11 protein-coding genes and 1 other RNA gene are annotated in these 15578 nt (G+C 54.9%); 1 reads left to right on the forward strand and 11 read right to left on the reverse strand.

Features of this window, described 5'->3' with window-relative positions:
* Positions 1-91: 91 nt before the first annotated feature.
* The 10 genes from AK59_RS0117230 to garL form a co-directional block, all read right to left on the reverse strand.
* Positions 92-1393, reverse strand: coding sequence for an L-cysteine desulfidase family protein (locus AK59_RS0117230; RefSeq protein ID WP_029883367.1), 1302 nt, complete (start codon positions 1391-1393; stop codon positions 92-94).
* Between the two features lie 21 nt (positions 1394-1414).
* Positions 1415-2746 (reverse strand): amino acid permease, encoded by a 1332-nt coding sequence (locus AK59_RS0117235; protein ID WP_029883368.1) that lies wholly within the window; start codon positions 2744-2746, stop codon positions 1415-1417.
* Positions 2747-3018: 272 nt separating this feature from the next.
* Positions 3019-5313: a formate C-acetyltransferase gene (gene pflB / locus AK59_RS0117240; RefSeq protein ID WP_029883369.1), complete on the reverse strand. Its 2295-nt coding sequence runs from the start codon at positions 5311-5313 to the stop codon at positions 3019-3021.
* Between the two features lie 15 nt (positions 5314-5328).
* Positions 5329-6537, reverse strand: a complete 1209-nt coding sequence (gene tdcD / locus AK59_RS0117245; RefSeq protein ID WP_029883370.1) for a propionate kinase — start codon at positions 6535-6537, stop codon at positions 5329-5331.
* Between the two features lie 30 nt (positions 6538-6567).
* Positions 6568-7899 carry a threonine/serine transporter TdcC gene (tdcC, locus tag AK59_RS0117250; RefSeq protein ID WP_013098878.1) on the reverse strand — a complete coding sequence of 444 codons (1332 nt, stop codon included), beginning with the start codon at positions 7897-7899 and terminating at the stop codon, positions 6568-6570.
* Between the two features lie 9 nt (positions 7900-7908).
* Positions 7909-8898, reverse strand: coding sequence for a bifunctional threonine ammonia-lyase/L-serine ammonia-lyase TdcB (gene tdcB / locus AK59_RS0117255; RefSeq protein WP_029883371.1), 990 nt, complete (start codon positions 8896-8898; stop codon positions 7909-7911).
* Between the two features lie 118 nt (positions 8899-9016).
* Positions 9017-9937, reverse strand: a complete 921-nt coding sequence (gene tdcA / locus AK59_RS0117260; RefSeq protein WP_029883372.1) for a transcriptional regulator TdcA — start codon at positions 9935-9937, stop codon at positions 9017-9019.
* A gap of 686 nt (positions 9938-10623) precedes the next feature.
* An RNA gene (rnpB, locus tag AK59_RS1000000124065) (RNase P RNA component class A) lies at positions 10624-11002 on the reverse strand.
* A gap of 59 nt (positions 11003-11061) precedes the next feature.
* Positions 11062-11952, reverse strand: coding sequence for a 2-hydroxy-3-oxopropionate reductase (garR, locus tag AK59_RS0117265; RefSeq protein WP_013098882.1), 891 nt, complete (start codon positions 11950-11952; stop codon positions 11062-11064).
* Positions 11953-11973: 21 nt separating this feature from the next.
* On the reverse strand, positions 11974-12744 hold the full coding sequence (gene garL, locus AK59_RS0117270; protein WP_013098883.1) for a 2-dehydro-3-deoxyglucarate aldolase: 771 nt from the start codon (positions 12742-12744) through the stop codon (positions 11974-11976).
* Positions 12745-13096: 352 nt separating this feature from the next.
* On the opposite strand from garL, the gene garD reads away from it, so the two are divergent.
* Positions 13097-14668, forward strand: coding sequence for a galactarate dehydratase (gene garD, locus AK59_RS0117275; protein ID WP_029883373.1), 1572 nt, complete (start codon positions 13097-13099; stop codon positions 14666-14668).
* A gap of 98 nt (positions 14669-14766) precedes the next feature.
* Here the strand turns inward: garD and AK59_RS0117280 are convergent, their stop codons facing one another.
* Positions 14767-15576 (reverse strand): DeoR family transcriptional regulator, encoded by an 810-nt coding sequence (locus AK59_RS0117280; RefSeq protein WP_013098886.1) that lies wholly within the window; start codon positions 15574-15576, stop codon positions 14767-14769.
* Positions 15577-15578 lie beyond the last annotated feature (2 nt).

Here is a 15578-nt window from a genome sequence, read left to right on the forward strand (position 1 = left end):
GTGCCCTGCTGATTGATTTGCCGGTGTAGAGAATGCCCTCCCCCTACCCCTCTCCCACGGGGAGAGGGAACCGATCGAGCCCCTGAACTCGCTACACCTTACTCGCCATAATCTCAATAATCTGCCGGTCCGTTGCCTGCATTGAGCGGCACGCTAACGCGCACAGGTTAGAGATAGACTGCTCCACATCGTGCGCCACAATCCCTTCATTGCCCGTCACGGCAGACTCATCCAGCGCCATCATCACCGCTTTCCAGGCACTGCTGACGCTGGTTGAGACTTTCATCGCGCAGCTGTTGGATGCACCGTCGCAAATCATCCCACTGACGTCACCGATCATACTGCTGATGGCCATCGCGATCGTTTGATAGTTTCCCCCCATCAGCCAGGCCATGCCGGCTGCCGCCCCCATCGCTGCGGTTGTCGCAGCGCACAGCGCCGACAGGCGGGGAAGCTGGGCGTGGATATAGATCGCCGAAAGATGGGACAGCATCAGCGCTCTGGCCAGCCGCTCCTCATCAGCCTGAACGTGCTCCGCCACAACCACTACCGGCATGGTGGCGGTGATCCCCTGATTGCCGGACCCTGAATTGCTCATTGCCGGAAGCGTAGCACCGCCCATTCGGGCGTCAGAGGCCGCGCTGGTGCGGATAACAATGTCCGAGCCAACATCCTTCGCCATCCATCCGCGCGTGCGCTGCTTATTCAGCGTCGCGCCAATATGCAGCCCCCATTTTCCGCTCAGCCCTTCACGAGAAAGGGCATCGTTAAGCTGCCCCGCCTGAAGAATAAAACGGATCGCCTCACACGGAACCTGCTCCACGAACGTGAGGATCGCCGACAGCGTGGTGTGAGAGAACACCTCCAGCGGATCGTCACCCGCCTCTCCCGGCTGTTCATCACGGGTGAAGCGTGTTTCGCCCTCACAGACCACCTCCACCACGCGAGTATGCCCGCCTGCGATGGTCACCATGGCCGAGGCCTCTCCGGCATAAACACAGGCGCGCGAATAGAGGATTTCCTCGCACGGCACCTGCAGTTTCACCAGGACCTGACCCGCATTGAGCAGGGCTTTGGCGCGTTCCAGCGCATCGGCTGACGCCCCTTTTAGCACCTCCAGCCCGGCGCGGGCATTCCCGCCCATCGCTCCCAGCGCCGCCGCAATGGGTAGCCCGACCATGCCGGTGCCGGGTACCGTTACGCCAAGCCCGTTTTTCATCAGATTGGGCGATACCCATGCTTCAATGCGCGTTACCTCACCGGGCAGGTGCTCAGCGGCTATCGCACAGGCCAGCGCCAGAGAGATAGGTTCAGTGCACCCCAACGCAGGTTTAACCTCTTCCTGCACCGCGCGAATAAAATGATTCCATAAAGGGTTAGTTTGCTCAGACATCGTTACGACCTTAATTGCTCCTCAGGAGAATGCGAGGAAAGGAGAAACACAAAGCAGCAGCCCGGTAATGATGATAATCACCAGTGATACGCCTTTATATTTATGCAGGGCGGGTACCTTGTAGACCAGCCATGCAGGGATCAGACAACCCACCATGCCGAAGATGGGGCTGCAAATAGACGTGAAGCTCAGCACCGGCGCGTTTAACACAATCGCGCTCCAGGCCAGCAGGATGGCGAACAGCATAATCCCACGCTGGACGGTGTTTTCATTGATTTTCTCTGCCGGCATTTTGCGACGCAGAATGTTCATCACGATGCCCTGCGTGGCCTCGCGAAAGCCAAGATAGACGCCGAAGAAGGCCGTCATAACAGCAAAGATATTGAGGATCACGCTGACGATTTTGACCCAGCCCGCACCCTCTCCGCTGATAAACTGCGCCGCAATCGCCAGGGCAGAGATGTTCTGCTCATAGGCTTTTACCGCTTCATCGTGCCCCATCGCCAGTGTGAAGGAGACGGCGTAGAAGAATACCGTCACAAACAGCACGCCAAAGGCGATATTCATGGCCCGCAGCGCTTTATGACGCGCCACCTCAACGGACTTTTCCCGTGAACGGTAGGAGATCACCATCGGGCTTAAGGTCTGAATAAACAGAATTGAGGTTAAGGTAAAGGGAAGCGTAATGATGGCATTTTTAATCAGCAGCCCCATCGGCGGCAGCATGCCTACGTTGGCTAAATGCCAGAGGCCAATCATCGACAAGCCCAGCGCGGCAACCACAAATAGCTTGGTCAACACCATCAGGCTGGAGACTTTAAACAGCAGCTTTTCGCCGCGGGAAGAGATGGCCACCAGAATACAGATCAGCACTAACCCGTAGAACGGGTTTTCTGAGAGTAGCCCGTCGGTAACGCCAAAGGTCTGCAAATAAGAGGCGCTGTCGTTGGTAATGGCGGTGGAATAGACAAACATCCAGATGACCAGCATCACAAAATAGAGTGCGCCTAATAAGATGCCCCAGTTTTTCCCGAGATATCCGCTAATGACGCTCGGATAATCTTTGCATTCCGGTGATTCCGCCAGCGTATTAATAAACAGGCGCTGGAATAAATACATCGCCGGATATCCAATCACGGACGAGAGCAAAAAGACCCACAGCCCCATTAATCCGACCTGCACTGGGAGAAAAACAATCCCCGCGCCGATGGCCATCCCGATACTCATGATGACCCAGCCCGTATCGGTACTGTCGAACTTGATCGCCTCGCGCCATTCGCTCTCACGCATTCCCGCCCGCCTAGCCGCGGGGGAATCATTCACAATCACACTGCTGTTTGTAGCCGTATCCATAAGGCACTCGCTTAATTTGTAGGGTAACTGATTAATTTTTATAGGTTTCCGTTCGCCAGCGATGGCGAGTCAGAGAGTGCAGGTGCTTGTAGTTAGTGTGAGAAAATCATAGCCGGAGAGAGGGAGAAAAAAGTCACAAAATAAATAGGGCTTTTCTAATGCTGGAGGAAGATTTGCTTTTGAAATACTCAATAAGGTGGATATTTTCTAAACGTGATGGCATTCACGAAATTAAAAGCCTCCCCAAAGGGGAGGCCCAGCCTTAGCCTGGATTACATCACCTGCGTAAACGTCCTTGAAATCACATCCTGCTGCTGCTCGCGCGTCAGGGCATTAAACCGCACCGCATACCCCGAAACGCGGATCGTCAGGTTCGGGTAATTTTCCGGGTGCTCAATGGCGTCCAGCAGCATTTCCCGGTTCATGACGTTGACGTTCAGATGCTGCCCGCCCTCGATGGCTGTTTCGTGGTGGAAATACCCGTCCAGCAGCCCCACAAGGTTGGTTTTGCGTACCAGCTCATCCTTGCCCAGCGCCTGCGGCACGATGGAGAAGGTGTAAGAGATCCCGTCCTTGGCGTAGGTGAACGGCAACTTGGCAACCGAGGTTAACGACGCCACTGCCCCTTTTCTGTCACGTCCGTGCATTGGGTTGGCACCCGGCGCAAACGGCGTGCCGCCCCGGCGTCCGTCTGGCGTGTTGCCGGTCTTCTGGCCGTACACTACGTTCGAGGTGATGGTCAGGATCGACTGGGTCGGCACCGCGTTACGATAGGTTGGTAACGCCTGAATTTTCTTCATAAAGCGCTCCACCAGGTCACAGGCGATGCTGTCCACGCGATCGTCGTTGTTACCGTACTGCGGATAATCCCCTTCAATGACAAAATCGACCGCCAGACCGGTATGGTCGCGCACCGGTTTCACCGTCGCATATTTAATGGCCGACAGGGAATCGGCGGCCACCGACAGTCCGGCGATACCGCAGGCCATGGTGCGGTAGACGTCCCGATCGTGCAGCGCCATCAGCGAGGCTTCGTAGCTGTACTTATCATGCATGTAGTGAATGAGATTCAGCGCGCTGATGTACTGTACCGCCAGCCAGTCCATAAAGTGATCCAGGCTCGCCATCACGGTGTCGTAGTCCAGCACCTCGTCCAGCAGCGGCGCGGTTTTCGGCCCGACCTGGATCTTCAGCTTCTCATCCACCCCGCCGTTGATCGCATACAGCAACGTTTTCGCCAGGTTGGCGCGGGCACCAAAGAACTGCATCTGCTTGCCGATCACCATCGGGCTGACGCAGCAGGCAATGGCGTAGTCGTCGCTGTTGAAGTCGGCACGCATCAGATCGTCGTTCTCATACTGCAGCGACGAGGTGACAATCGAGACCTGCGCGGCGTATTTCTTGAACGCGATCGGCAGTTGTTCAGACCACAGGATCGTCAGGTTTGGCTCTGGCGCAGGCCCCATGGTGTGCAGCGTGTGCAGGTAGCGGAAGCTGTTTTTGGTCACCAGCGTGCGGCCGTCCAGCCCCATTCCGCCAATCACCTCCGTCGCCCAAATCGGATCGCCAGAGAAGAGCGTGTCGAACTCCGGCGTACGCAGGAAACGCACCATGCGGATCTTCATGATGAAGTGGTCGATCAGCTCCTGGGCCTGTACCTCGCTAAGGCGTCCGGCCTGCATATCGCGTTCAATGTAGATATCGAGGAATGACGCGGTGCGCCCCAGCGACATCGCCCCACCGTTCTGGGATTTCACCGCTGCCAGGTAGGCAAAGTACAGCCACTGCACCGCTTCCTGCGCGTTCATCGCCGGACGCGAGATATCAAAGCCGTAGTTCGCCGCCATCTGCTGGATCTGCAGCAGCGCACGCTTATGCTCCGCCAGCTCTTCGCGCAGGCGGATCGTCGCCTCCAGATCCTCGCCGCGTTCCAGTCTCGGCTGCAGATCCGCGAACTGCAGTTCACGCTCACGCACCAGATAGCTGATGCCGTACAGCGCCACGCGGCGGTAGTCGCCGATGATGCGCCCGCGTCCGTAGCCGTCCGGCAGCCCGGTCAGTACGCCCGATTTACGGCAACGCATCATCTCCGGTGAGTAGACGTCAAACACGCCCTGGTTATGGGTTTTACGCAGGTCGGTAAACAGGTATTCGAACTGCGGATCCATCTCGCGGCCGTAGGCTTCGAACGAACTGCGGATCATGTTGATCCCACCATACGGATGCAGGGCGCGCTTGAGCGGCTTATCGGTTTGCAGGCCGACAATGGTCTCCAGCTCCCGGTCGATATAGCCCGGTCCGTGAGCGGTAATGGTGGTGGCGATGTTGGTATCGAAATCCACCGGGGCGTGGGTGGCATTTTCCTGGCGAATCCCCACCATCACCTTTTGCCACAGCGCCGTCGTTGCTGGCGTCGCCTGCGCGAGGAAAGTTTCGTCGCCTTCATAAGGGGTGTAGTTATGCTGAATAAAATCGCGCACGTTAACGGCGTCTTTCCATTCTTCACCGCGAAACCCGGCCCATGCGTCGCTGTAGGGCGCAACGCGCGTATCAATCGTTACTTTCATGAGATTCTCGCTCTGTCAGGCGTAAGCCGCAGCCGGGGTAACCTTCCCAAGACGGAGGGCGTCCAGCGCGATCATTTTTTCTTCATTGGTAGGGATCACCGCACACGCCACGCGGGACGTATCGGCGCTGATGAGGCGTTCACCCGCGCTGCCAGGCAGGGCGTTGCGGGTCTCGTCGAGGATGATGCCAAAGACCTTGAGATGTTCTGCTACCAGCCTGCGGATGAGCGTAGAGTTCTCGCCAATCCCTCCGGTAAACACCACCCCGTCCAGGCGATGCAGCGACGCCGCGTGGCCGGCGATATGCCGTGCAATGCGGTGCACAAAGGTGTTTATCGCCAGCTGCGCCCGCGGATTTCCCTCGCGCCAGGCTTTTTCCAGCGTCCTGAGATCGGCGGAAATACCGGAGATCCCCAGCAAGCCAGATTCTTTGTTAACCACACGCTCCAGATCCTCGAACGACTGGCCGGTTTGCTGGGCAATCCACGCCATCGCGCCAAAATCCACGTCGCCACAGCGCGTGCCCATCATCAGCCCTTCCAGCGGCGTCATCCCCATCGAGGTATCGACGCTTTTGCCATTACGAACCGCGCAAATCGACGCGCCATTACCCAGGTGGGCAATCACTAACCCGCTGTCGTCCGGTGAAAGTCCGAGAAGCGCATGCGCCTGCCCGGCAACGTAGCGGTGGGAAGTACCGTGAAAACCGTAGCGCCGTACGCCCAGCTCCTCAAAATAGCGGTACGGCAACCCGTAAAGATACGCCTGCGGCGGCAGCGTCTGATGGAAACTGGTGTCAAACACCGCCACCTGCTGAACGTTAGGGAACAGGCGTTCCGCCGCTTCCACACCGCTTAAGTTGGCGTAGTTGTGCAGGGGTGCCAGAGAAGAAACCTGGCGGATCTCGTTGATAACCTGCTCCGTGATAAGGGTCGACTCGCTGAAGCGTTCACCGCCGTGGGCAATGCGGTGGCCAATTAAGGCCACGCTGCTCATCAGGTCACGCTTCTCCAGCTCCAGGGCGATGGCAGCCAGCGCCCCTTCGTAGTCATGGTGAGCCAGTGTGGCTGGCTCACCCCCGTTCACGGAAATAAAGGCTTTTTCAGTGTTGATACCGTCGGCAATGCCCGTCATCAGGGCATCGCAGCTGCTGGCATCGAGCACTGAAAACTTAACAGAGGACGAACCGCAGTTAATAACCAGTACAACCGGAAACTCAATCATGGTGTGACTCCGCTCTTCCTGAGCATTGATTTAGAACAGTTTGTAAACGATATTCAGGATGGTCAGCAGGCCGACAACGGTGACGAAGATGTTCTCGGGTCTGCCCTTATACTTCGCCATTGCCGGGGCTTTGCGGATGGCATACATCGGCAGCAGGCACAGCAGAGAAGCGATGATGGGTGCTCCCATGGCCTCAATAAGGTCCAGAATGTTCGGGTTGGCATACGCGACAACCCAGGTGGAGCCCATGATGAAGACCATGCTGATGGTGTTCAGTTTGCCCACCGAGACCTTCTTCTTATCGCCCTTGTACCCGAACTTCAGGATCAGGCCGTTCAGCCCTTCCAGCGTGCCCAGATAGTGGCCGAAGAAAGATTTGAAGATTGCGACCAGCGCGATGATAGAGGCGCCGTATTCCAGCACCGTCGCAAACGTCGATTTGGTGCCTGACATCGACGCAAAATGGTTCGCCAGATAAGAAAGCACCGGAATGTTCTGCGCTTTGGCATCAGCCATGTTCTGCGGAGAGAGCGTAAACAGACAGCTAAAGGCGAAGAACATCACCACGGCGACCATCAGCAGGCTGGCGCGGCCGATGATTCTGGAACATTTCTGCTCGGTGAAGTCTTTACCGAACTCCGGTTCGTACTCTTCGCGCTTGGAGACCACAAACGAGGAGACAATTGGTGAGAAGTTAAAGGAGAAGACCATGATGGAGATCCCCAGCCACACCGTCACCAGTATGCCGTCATGGCCGGTGAAGGCGATATCGCTCAGGTTAACCTGGTCGATCACCGCCGAGTTCCAGTAAGGGATCAGCGACAGGGAAATCAGCACCAGACTGGCGATAAACGGGAACACCAGATAGCTCATGACCTTCACCATCAGGTCTTTACCGAACCAGATCACAAAGGCCATCAGCAGCAGCAGGAACAGCGCCACCACGCCGCGGTTTAGCGCCGGCATCTGGAGCTGGTTTTCCCAGAAGGTCATAAAGGTATTGGTAATGGTGACGCCGTAAATCCACAGCAGCGGGCAAATGGCGAAGAAGTAGAGGAACGTGATGACCACTCCGCCTGTTTTACCAAAATGCTCCTCCACCGTTTCGGTAATATTGCCGGAAACGTTGCTACCGGACAGGCACAGACGCGCCAGCGCGCGGTGGCAGTAGAACGCAATCGGGAACGCGAGAAGCAGCATCAGCAGGATAGGGATCAAGCCACCGAAACCTGCACGTATAGGGAAGAACAGCACGCCTGCGCCAATGGCGGTACCAAACAATCCCAGCGTCCAGGTGGTGTCTGACTTACGCCAGGAGGACGTTTTTGTCTGGCCAACGATAATGCTTTCAGTGTTGCTCATAGGTCATCCTTATGCGTCAATGAAGCCGGTAATTTGGGAAACACGAGAGAGATCGATATTGCCGCCGGAAATAATGCAGACGGTTTTGCGTCCCTGAATATAATGGTCGAGCTTGCCGCTCAATAACGCCGCGCAGGCCAGCGCCCCCGCCCCTTCGGTCACCACTTTGTTTCGCTGAATTAACGCAATCATGCTGTTGCGAATATCGTCTTCGCTGACCAGCACAATGTCGTCGACTAATTCACGAACAATTTCGAAGGTTAATTTACCCGGTCGAGAAACGTCGCAGCCGTCTGCTAATGTGCCGGTAACCCGATGGTTAATAATTTCACCCGCCTGATACGACGCCGCCATGCCGTGAACGTTTTCAGACTGTACGCCGATAATATTAATGGTCGGGTTAATCGATTTTATTGCCGTTGCGATGCCAGCAATTAACCCGCCACCGCCGATGGGCACAATGACGTTATCCACATCGTATAAATCTTCGAGAATTTCGAGGCCGATCGTGCCCTGGCCGGCGATCACTTTCGGGTCATCGTAAGGCGGGATAAAAATGCGCCCTTCCATCTCAACGATTTCGCTCACTTTGGCGATCGTGTCGTTGAAGTTCTCGCCGTGCAGCACCACTTCCGCCGAGTAGTCACGCGTGGCGGCAACTTTGGATTTTGGCGCGCCCATCGGCATCACCACTTTGCCGTCGATGCCGAGCATGGCACAGGAAAGGGAGACGCCCTGCGCATGGTTTCCCGCAGAGCAGGCCACAACCCCTTTACGTCTTTCAGCATCGGTCAGCGAGCTTAATTTATTGAACGCGCCGCGAATTTTGAAGGAACCGGTACGCTGCATATTTTCAAACTTCAGAAAGATTTCACCCTTACAGCGTTCGCTGAGATAATTCGAGCGCGGCATGCCGGTTTTATATATCTTTCCTGCCAGTCGTTTTCTGGCGTCCTGAATATCTTCAATGGTTACCGGGAGATCGTAGGTAATATGCATAATATCCTCGTTATAATAATTCATTCTTTTCGGGCAAAGTCAGGGTATCAGAGCACAGCTAAAATAAGCTCTGGGGTGTTTTTCAAAAATGAGTAGTACTTATTTGGAAATTAATTATTCATCGTCGTCGTTCACTGGTCAGTGACGCATATTGTTTCGCCAGCTCAACTAACACTGACGCTGATTTTTTAATTCTGTAATTTTTTGACCACACGGCGGCATAGCGTGCCACCGGTAATTCATCTTCCACTGGCAGTACAATAAACTGGTCTGAACCGAACGGCGCAATCATGTCGCGGGGGATCACCGTCAGGTAGTCGGCATTGAGGACAAGGTTATAAATGGTGACGACGGAATCGGTCTGGACGATGTTTTCAATATTGATGTGGTTGTCTTGCAGGGTGGTCAGAAGTTCTTTGTAGTAGCCCATGTCGGTTTGCGGCATCACCCACTGCTCATGGGTGAGCGATGCCAGTGTCGTCGGGGCGGTGCACGTTCGTGATTTGCTGGCCACCAGCACAAATTCAGACTCGAACAGCGGTTCGACATGCAGATCCTGCAGCAGCATTTCATCACTCAGCGTGCCGATGGCAAAGTCCAGCCGCCCGTCACGAATGGCCGGAAGGAAAGAAGAGAGCTGCGCTTCATACATGGAGACCCGCGCTTTCGGGAACACTTCCTTGAATTTTTTGATCATTTCAGAGAGGAACGTGAAGCCAATCAGCGACGGATAACCAAACGAGACGTCCATGACGGTGCTAAAACTGAGGCTGTTAATCTCGCTCACCATGTTTTTCATCTCACGGGTGATCGACTCTGAGTACGAGAGCAGAACCTGGCCCGCCGCCGTCAGTTTTACGCCCGTGTTTTTACGCACCATCACTTCCACACCGAAGTAAGATTCGATGTCACTGATAATTTTGCTGACGGCGGGTTGCGTCAGACCCAGTTGTCTTGCTGCAGAACCTATGGAGCCACTTTTAATGACTTCCTGAAATACCACGAGGTGCTGTGTTTTCGGTAGAATAATAGTGTTCATAATATTCTGCGCTTATTTCCCTATGACGGGGTGGATTCTACTCAATATTGTTTCAGGGGGTATGTGCTGTTACTCACAATTTGCCTTTTCGCACCCTTACCAGGAACTACCAGATCCCATTAAAATCCTTTTAAATCAATAAAATACAACCAACCAAATACGATATTACGCTGATATTGATCAACAAAAATGGCGGTAATAAATTTATTTTATGGCGATAACCCGGATAAATTTTGCTGCGTTTAAAAAATCAATAAAGACTATCTTTCAGGCAATTAAAGAACAATAAATAACCATTATTCATGTGAAACATTCTTTCAGTTTTTCGAAATTTACGGGCGTAATTTGACAGAGGTTTGGGAAAGAGTGGAATACGTCACACATTCTTAGGGTGAATGTTTTTAATTTCAAAATATGCATATCAAATAAGAAAACATTCGGGATCATCCAGTTAACATTCATAACAAATTAATCATACTCAGAATTCAGGATTTTTTAGCGGTAAATTTTGTGATAATGATCAGGATTAGACAGCAGAGCGGCAATGAATGGAGAAAACAGTGAAATGTGCTTAATGTCGCAAATATGAGAATTGGTGTCGTTTGGGAGGTTGCCGGGTGGCGCTGCGCTTAACCTGCGTACATACCCATTAAGCAAAAACCCCGCCGAAGCGGGGTTTTCTAAGAAGTTGAAGCTGACCGATAAGCCGGGTTCTGTCGTGGACAGTCATTCATCTAGGCCAGCAATCGCTCACTGGCTCAAGCAGCCTACCCGGGTTCAGTACGGGCCGTACCATGTGAACCCCTATTTGGCCTTGCTCCGGGTGGAGTTTACCGTGCCACGGACTGTTACCAGCCGCGCGGTGCGCTCTTACCGCACCCTTTCACCCTTACCTGATCCCACTTGCGTGGGCCATCGGCGGTTTGCTTTCTGTTGCACTGGTCGTGGGTTTCCCCCCCAGGCGTTACCTGGCACCCTGCCCTATGGAGCCCGGACTTTCCTCCCCTCCGCCCGTCTCCACCCGAAGGTGGACGACGACGAAGCGGCGACTGTCTGGTCAGCTTCGGCGCGCAGTATAGTGGGTTTGCACGCCGCTGTCACCCTTGGTTGTAGGGAAGACGAAATTAGCGGGAGACTTCCACCTTCGCCAGTTTTTCGTAGTAGCACGCAATGGCACTGTGGTCAGCGGTGCCCAGGCCATCGGCACGTAGCGCCTGCATCATCTCCATGACGGCGGCGGTCAGCGGCAGTTGGGCCCCTACGCCGTGAGAAGTGTCCAGCGCGTTAGCCAGATCTTTAATGTGCAGGTCGATACGGAAACCGGGTTTGAAGTTACGATCCATCACCATCGGCGCTTTAGCGTCCAGCACCGTGCTACCCGCCAGCCCACCGCGGATCGCCTGGTAAACCAGATCCGGGTTGACGCCCGCTTTGGTGGCCAGAGTGAGCGCCTCCGACATGGCGGCAATATTCAGCGCCACAATCACCTGGTTTGCCAGCTTGGTTACGTTACCCGCGCCAATCTCCCCGGTGTGCACCACGGAACCGGCCATCGCTTTCATCAGATCGTAGTATTTGTCGAAAATCGCCTTATCGCCGCCGACCATGACCGACAACGTACCGTCGATGGCTTTCGGTTCACCGCCGCTCACCGGGGCATCAAGCATCTCGACGCCTTTCGCTTTCAGCGCCTCGCTGATTTCCCGGCTGGCCAGCGGTGCGATGGAGCTCATGTCGATCAACACCAGGCCCGGCTTCGCGCCGTCGATAATGCCGTTCTCACCCAGCGCGACCTCTTTTACATGGGGAGAGTTTGGCAGCATGGTGATAATGACATCGCACTGCTCGGCAATGGCTTTGGCTGTGGTGGCGGTTTCTGCGCCAGCCGCCATCACTTCGGCCACGGCCTGCGAATTATGGTCTGAAACCACCAGGGAGTATCCTGCTTTGATGAGGTTTTTACTCATTGGTTTGCCCATAATGCCGAGGCCAATAAAACCCACTTTCAGCGTCATAATCTGTTTTCCTCAAGATGGTTATTTTTTAAAAGCGTCCGCTAATTTCTGCGTCGCAGAACGGAATACGCCGAGGTCGCTGCCGACGGCAACGAAGGTCGCGCCCCACTCCAGATAGCGGCGTGCGTCTGCTTCAACCGGCGCCAGAATGCCACACGGTTTGCCGTGCGCTTTGGCGCGGGCAAAGATGTGCTGGATGGCGCGCTGCACATCCGGGTGACCCGCATTGCCCAGGTGCCCAAACGCGGCCGCCAGATCGCTTGGGCCGACGAAAATGCCGTCCACGCCCTCGGTGGCGGCGATGGCATCCACGTTATCGACACCCTGCTGACTCTCAATCTGTACCAGAATGGTGATGTTGCTGTTGGACTGCGCAAAGTAGTCCGGTACGGTGCCAAACATGTTGGCGCGATGCGAAACGGAGACGCCGCGGATCCCTTCCGGCGGATAGCGTGTTGACGCCACGGCCTGTGCCGCCTCCTCCTGCGTTTCAACAAACGGGATCAGGAAGTTGTAGAAGCCGATATCCAGCAGGCGCTTGATGATCACCGGCTCGTTCGTGGGGACGCGGACCACCGGCGCGCTCTGGCTGCCTTTGAGCGCCATCAGCTGCGGAATAAAGGTGCTGATATCGTTCGGCGCATGCTCGCCATCAAGCACCAGCCAGTCGAACCCCGCCAGACCCAGCACTTCGGTGCTGATTGGGTTTGCCAGTGCGGACCAGCATCCAATTTGAATCTGGTGCGCCGCAAGCGCCGCTTTAAATTTATTTGGGAAGATAGCGTTATTCATCGTATTTACCTTTTTAATTCCGCAGCCCTGGTCAGTATATTTATTACCAGCGTTATATTTATTCTCTATTTCAGCGTGATAAAATCGTCATTCAGTATAATCGCCACTTTCCGGCAGCACATTGTTTTAATGCTCAAGTGTTACGCTCTGTTTCAATAATATTTTGAGCATATGCACAAACCACTGGGCGCTGATGCACAGAATCAGCCATTACTGGTTCGGGAGCGATCGCGATCACATTCTCACGCTCTGTCTCCTGACATGCTCTATTTTCGCAAGCTGCGTTTTTATTTTTGCCATAAGAAAATTGGCTGTATTAATTATCAGATTCTTTGCTGGAGAATATTGAACAATGGCCGACATTGAAATTCGACAAGCGTTGCCGACGGCGTTCTATATAAAAGTTCACGACACGGATAATGTGGCAATTATTGTGAACGACAATGGCTTAAAAGCCGGAACCCGCTTCCCGGATGGTCTGGAGCTGATTGAACATATTCCGCAGGGGCATAAAGTGGCGCTGGTGGATATCCCGGCCCAGGGTGAAATCGTGCGTTATGGTGAAGTCATTGGCTATGCCGTCCGTGCCATTCCGCAAGGCAGCTGGATTGATGAGTCTCTGGTTGAGCTGCCAGAAGCCCCACCGTTGAACACCCTGCCGCTGGCGACCCGCGTCCCGGAGCCGCTGCCACCGCTGGAAGGGTACACCTTTGAAGGCTATCGCAACGCAGACGGCAGCGTTGGAACCAAGAATCTACTCGGCATTACCACCAGCGTTCACTGTGTGGCAGGCGTGGTGGATTTCGTGGTGAAACTCATTGAGCGCGATCTGCTGCCAAAGTACCCGAACGTTGATGGCGTGGTGGGGCTGAATCACCTTTACGGCTGCGGCGTGGCGATCAATGCCCCTGCGGCCGTGGTGCCAATCCGAACTATCCACAATATCGCCCTGAACCCGAACTTTGGTGGCGAAGTGATGGTGATAGGCCTGGGTTGTGAAAAACTACAGCCTGAGCGCCTGCTGCAGGGCACCGAGGATGTAAAAGCCATTCCGGCCGATGAGGCCAGCATTGTACGTCTGCAGGACGAACACCACGTTGGTTTCCGTTCGATGGTTGACGATATCCTTGAGGTTGCAGAGCGTCATCTGGCTAAACTCAATACGCGTCAACGTGAGACCTGCCCGGCTTCCGAGCTGGTGATTGGTACACAATGTGGCGGCAGCGATGCGTTTTCCGGCGTGACCGCCAACCCGGCGGTGGGTTATGCCTCCGACCTGTTTGTTCGCTGCGGGGCCACGGTGATGTTCTCTGAAGTGACAGAAGTGCGAGATGCCATCCATCTACTCACGCCACGCGCCATCAACAAAGAGGTGGGCAAACGCCTGCTCGAAGAGATGGCCTGGTACGATAACTACCTCAATATGGGAAAAACCGACCGTAGCGCCAACCCGTCCCCGGGGAACAAAAAAGGGGGTCTGGCGAACGTGGTGGAAAAAGCGCTCGGCTCTATCGCCAAATCCGGTCAAAGTGCCATTGTAGAAGTCCTCTCGCCGGGCCAGCGTCCAACGAAACGCGGCCTGATCTACGCGGCAACCCCGGCCAGTGACTTTGTTTGCGGCACCCAGCAGGTGGCTTCCGGCATTACGGTGCAGGTCTTTACCACCGGACGCGGTACGCCGTACGGCCTGATGGCGGTGCCTGTGATTAAAATGGCCACCCGCACTGAGCTGGCTAACCGCTGGTATGACTTAATGGACATTAACGCAGGCACCATCGCCACCGGGGAAGAGAGCATAGAAGAGGTAGGCTGGAAGCTGTTCCACTTTATTCTGGATGTGGCGAGCGGCAGGAAGAAAACCTTCTCGGACCAGTGGGGGCTGCACAATCAGCTGGCGGTGTTTAACCCGGCACCGGTGACGTGATAGCCCCTCACCCTGCCCTCTCCACAGGGGAGAGGGTAAAAACCGCACCGAGCAGTCCCCTCTCCCCTGTGGGGAGAGGGTTAGGGTGAGGGGAGAAACTACCCTTTCACCAGCACCACATCGATCCCGCTTTTACGCAACCCATCCAGGCTCTCCGCCGGAATGCCTTCATCGACAATAATCATATCAATCCGTTGTGTATCAATGATTTTATGCAGGCTCGAGCGGTTAAATTTGCTGGAGTCGGTCACGACAATAATACGCTCTGCCACTTCGCACATCCGGCGGTTGAGGCGCGCCTCGTCTTCGTTGTGCGTGCTCACACCACGATCAAGATCGATGGCGTCAACGCCCAGGAACAAAAGATCGAAGTGATAATTCTGCAATGACTGCTCCGCCTGGTCGCCATAGAAGGATTGCGACTGACGGCGCAGATGCCCGCCTGTCATCAGCAGTTCCACTCCTTCCGCTTCCAGCAAAGCGTTCGCGACGTTCATGCCATTGGTCATGGCAATCACATCCGTGTGCTGGCGCAGCATTCGGGCAATTTCAAACGTTGTGGTACCCGAATCCAGAATGATGCGATGCCCTGGCTTTACCAGTTCTGCGGCAACTTTCGCGATGCTGCGCTTCACGGCAGTATTCAGCGAGCTTTTATCTTCAACGGAGGGTTCAACGCCCGGCACATTGCCTTCGCAAATCAACGCGCCGCCATAGGCGCGAACGGCGATACCTTGCTTCTCCAGAAAAGCCAGATCGTTGCGGATCGTTACCGTCGACACGCCGTATAAATGGGAAAGATCGTTAACCTGTACGCTTCCCTGCGCCCGCAACCGCTGAATGATCTGCTCTCGCCTTTCACTGGTGCCAGTGATGCGCTTTTCCGCGGAGGAATCAGTGCTGCTCATAC

It is taken from the genome of Enterobacter sp. T1-1, assembly GCF_000710795.1.
GTDB lineage: Bacteria > Pseudomonadota > Gammaproteobacteria > Enterobacterales > Enterobacteriaceae > Enterobacter > Enterobacter cloacae.

Coding starts and splice junctions, on each gene's coding strand:
- AK59_RS0117230 (WP_029883367.1), bottom strand. CDS start 1,393: ATGTCTGAGCAAACTAACCCTTTATGGAATCATTTTATTCGCGCGGTG.
- AK59_RS0117235 (WP_029883368.1), bottom strand. CDS start 2,746: ATGGATACGGCTACAAACAGCAGTGTGATTGTGAATGATTCCCCCGCG.
- pflB (WP_029883369.1), bottom strand. CDS start 5,313: ATGAAAGTAACGATTGATACGCGCGTTGCGCCCTACAGCGACGCATGG.
- tdcD (WP_029883370.1), bottom strand. CDS start 6,537: ATGATTGAGTTTCCGGTTGTACTGGTTATTAACTGCGGTTCGTCCTCT.
- tdcC (WP_013098878.1), bottom strand. CDS start 7,899: ATGAGCAACACTGAAAGCATTATCGTTGGCCAGACAAAAACGTCCTCC.
- tdcB (WP_029883371.1), bottom strand. CDS start 8,898: ATGCATATTACCTACGATCTCCCGGTAACCATTGAAGATATTCAGGAC.
- tdcA (WP_029883372.1), bottom strand. CDS start 9,937: ATGAACACTATTATTCTACCGAAAACACAGCACCTCGTGGTATTTCAG.
- garR (WP_013098882.1), bottom strand. CDS start 11,952: ATGACGCTGAAAGTGGGTTTTATTGGCCTCGGCATTATGGGCAAACCA.
- garL (WP_013098883.1), bottom strand. CDS start 12,744: ATGAATAACGCTATCTTCCCAAATAAATTTAAAGCGGCGCTTGCGGCG.
- garD (WP_029883373.1), top strand. CDS start 13,097: ATGGCCGACATTGAAATTCGACAAGCGTTGCCGACGGCGTTCTATATA.
- AK59_RS0117280 (WP_013098886.1), bottom strand. CDS start 15,576: ATGAGCAGCACTGATTCCTCCGCGGAAAAGCGCATCACTGGCACCAGT.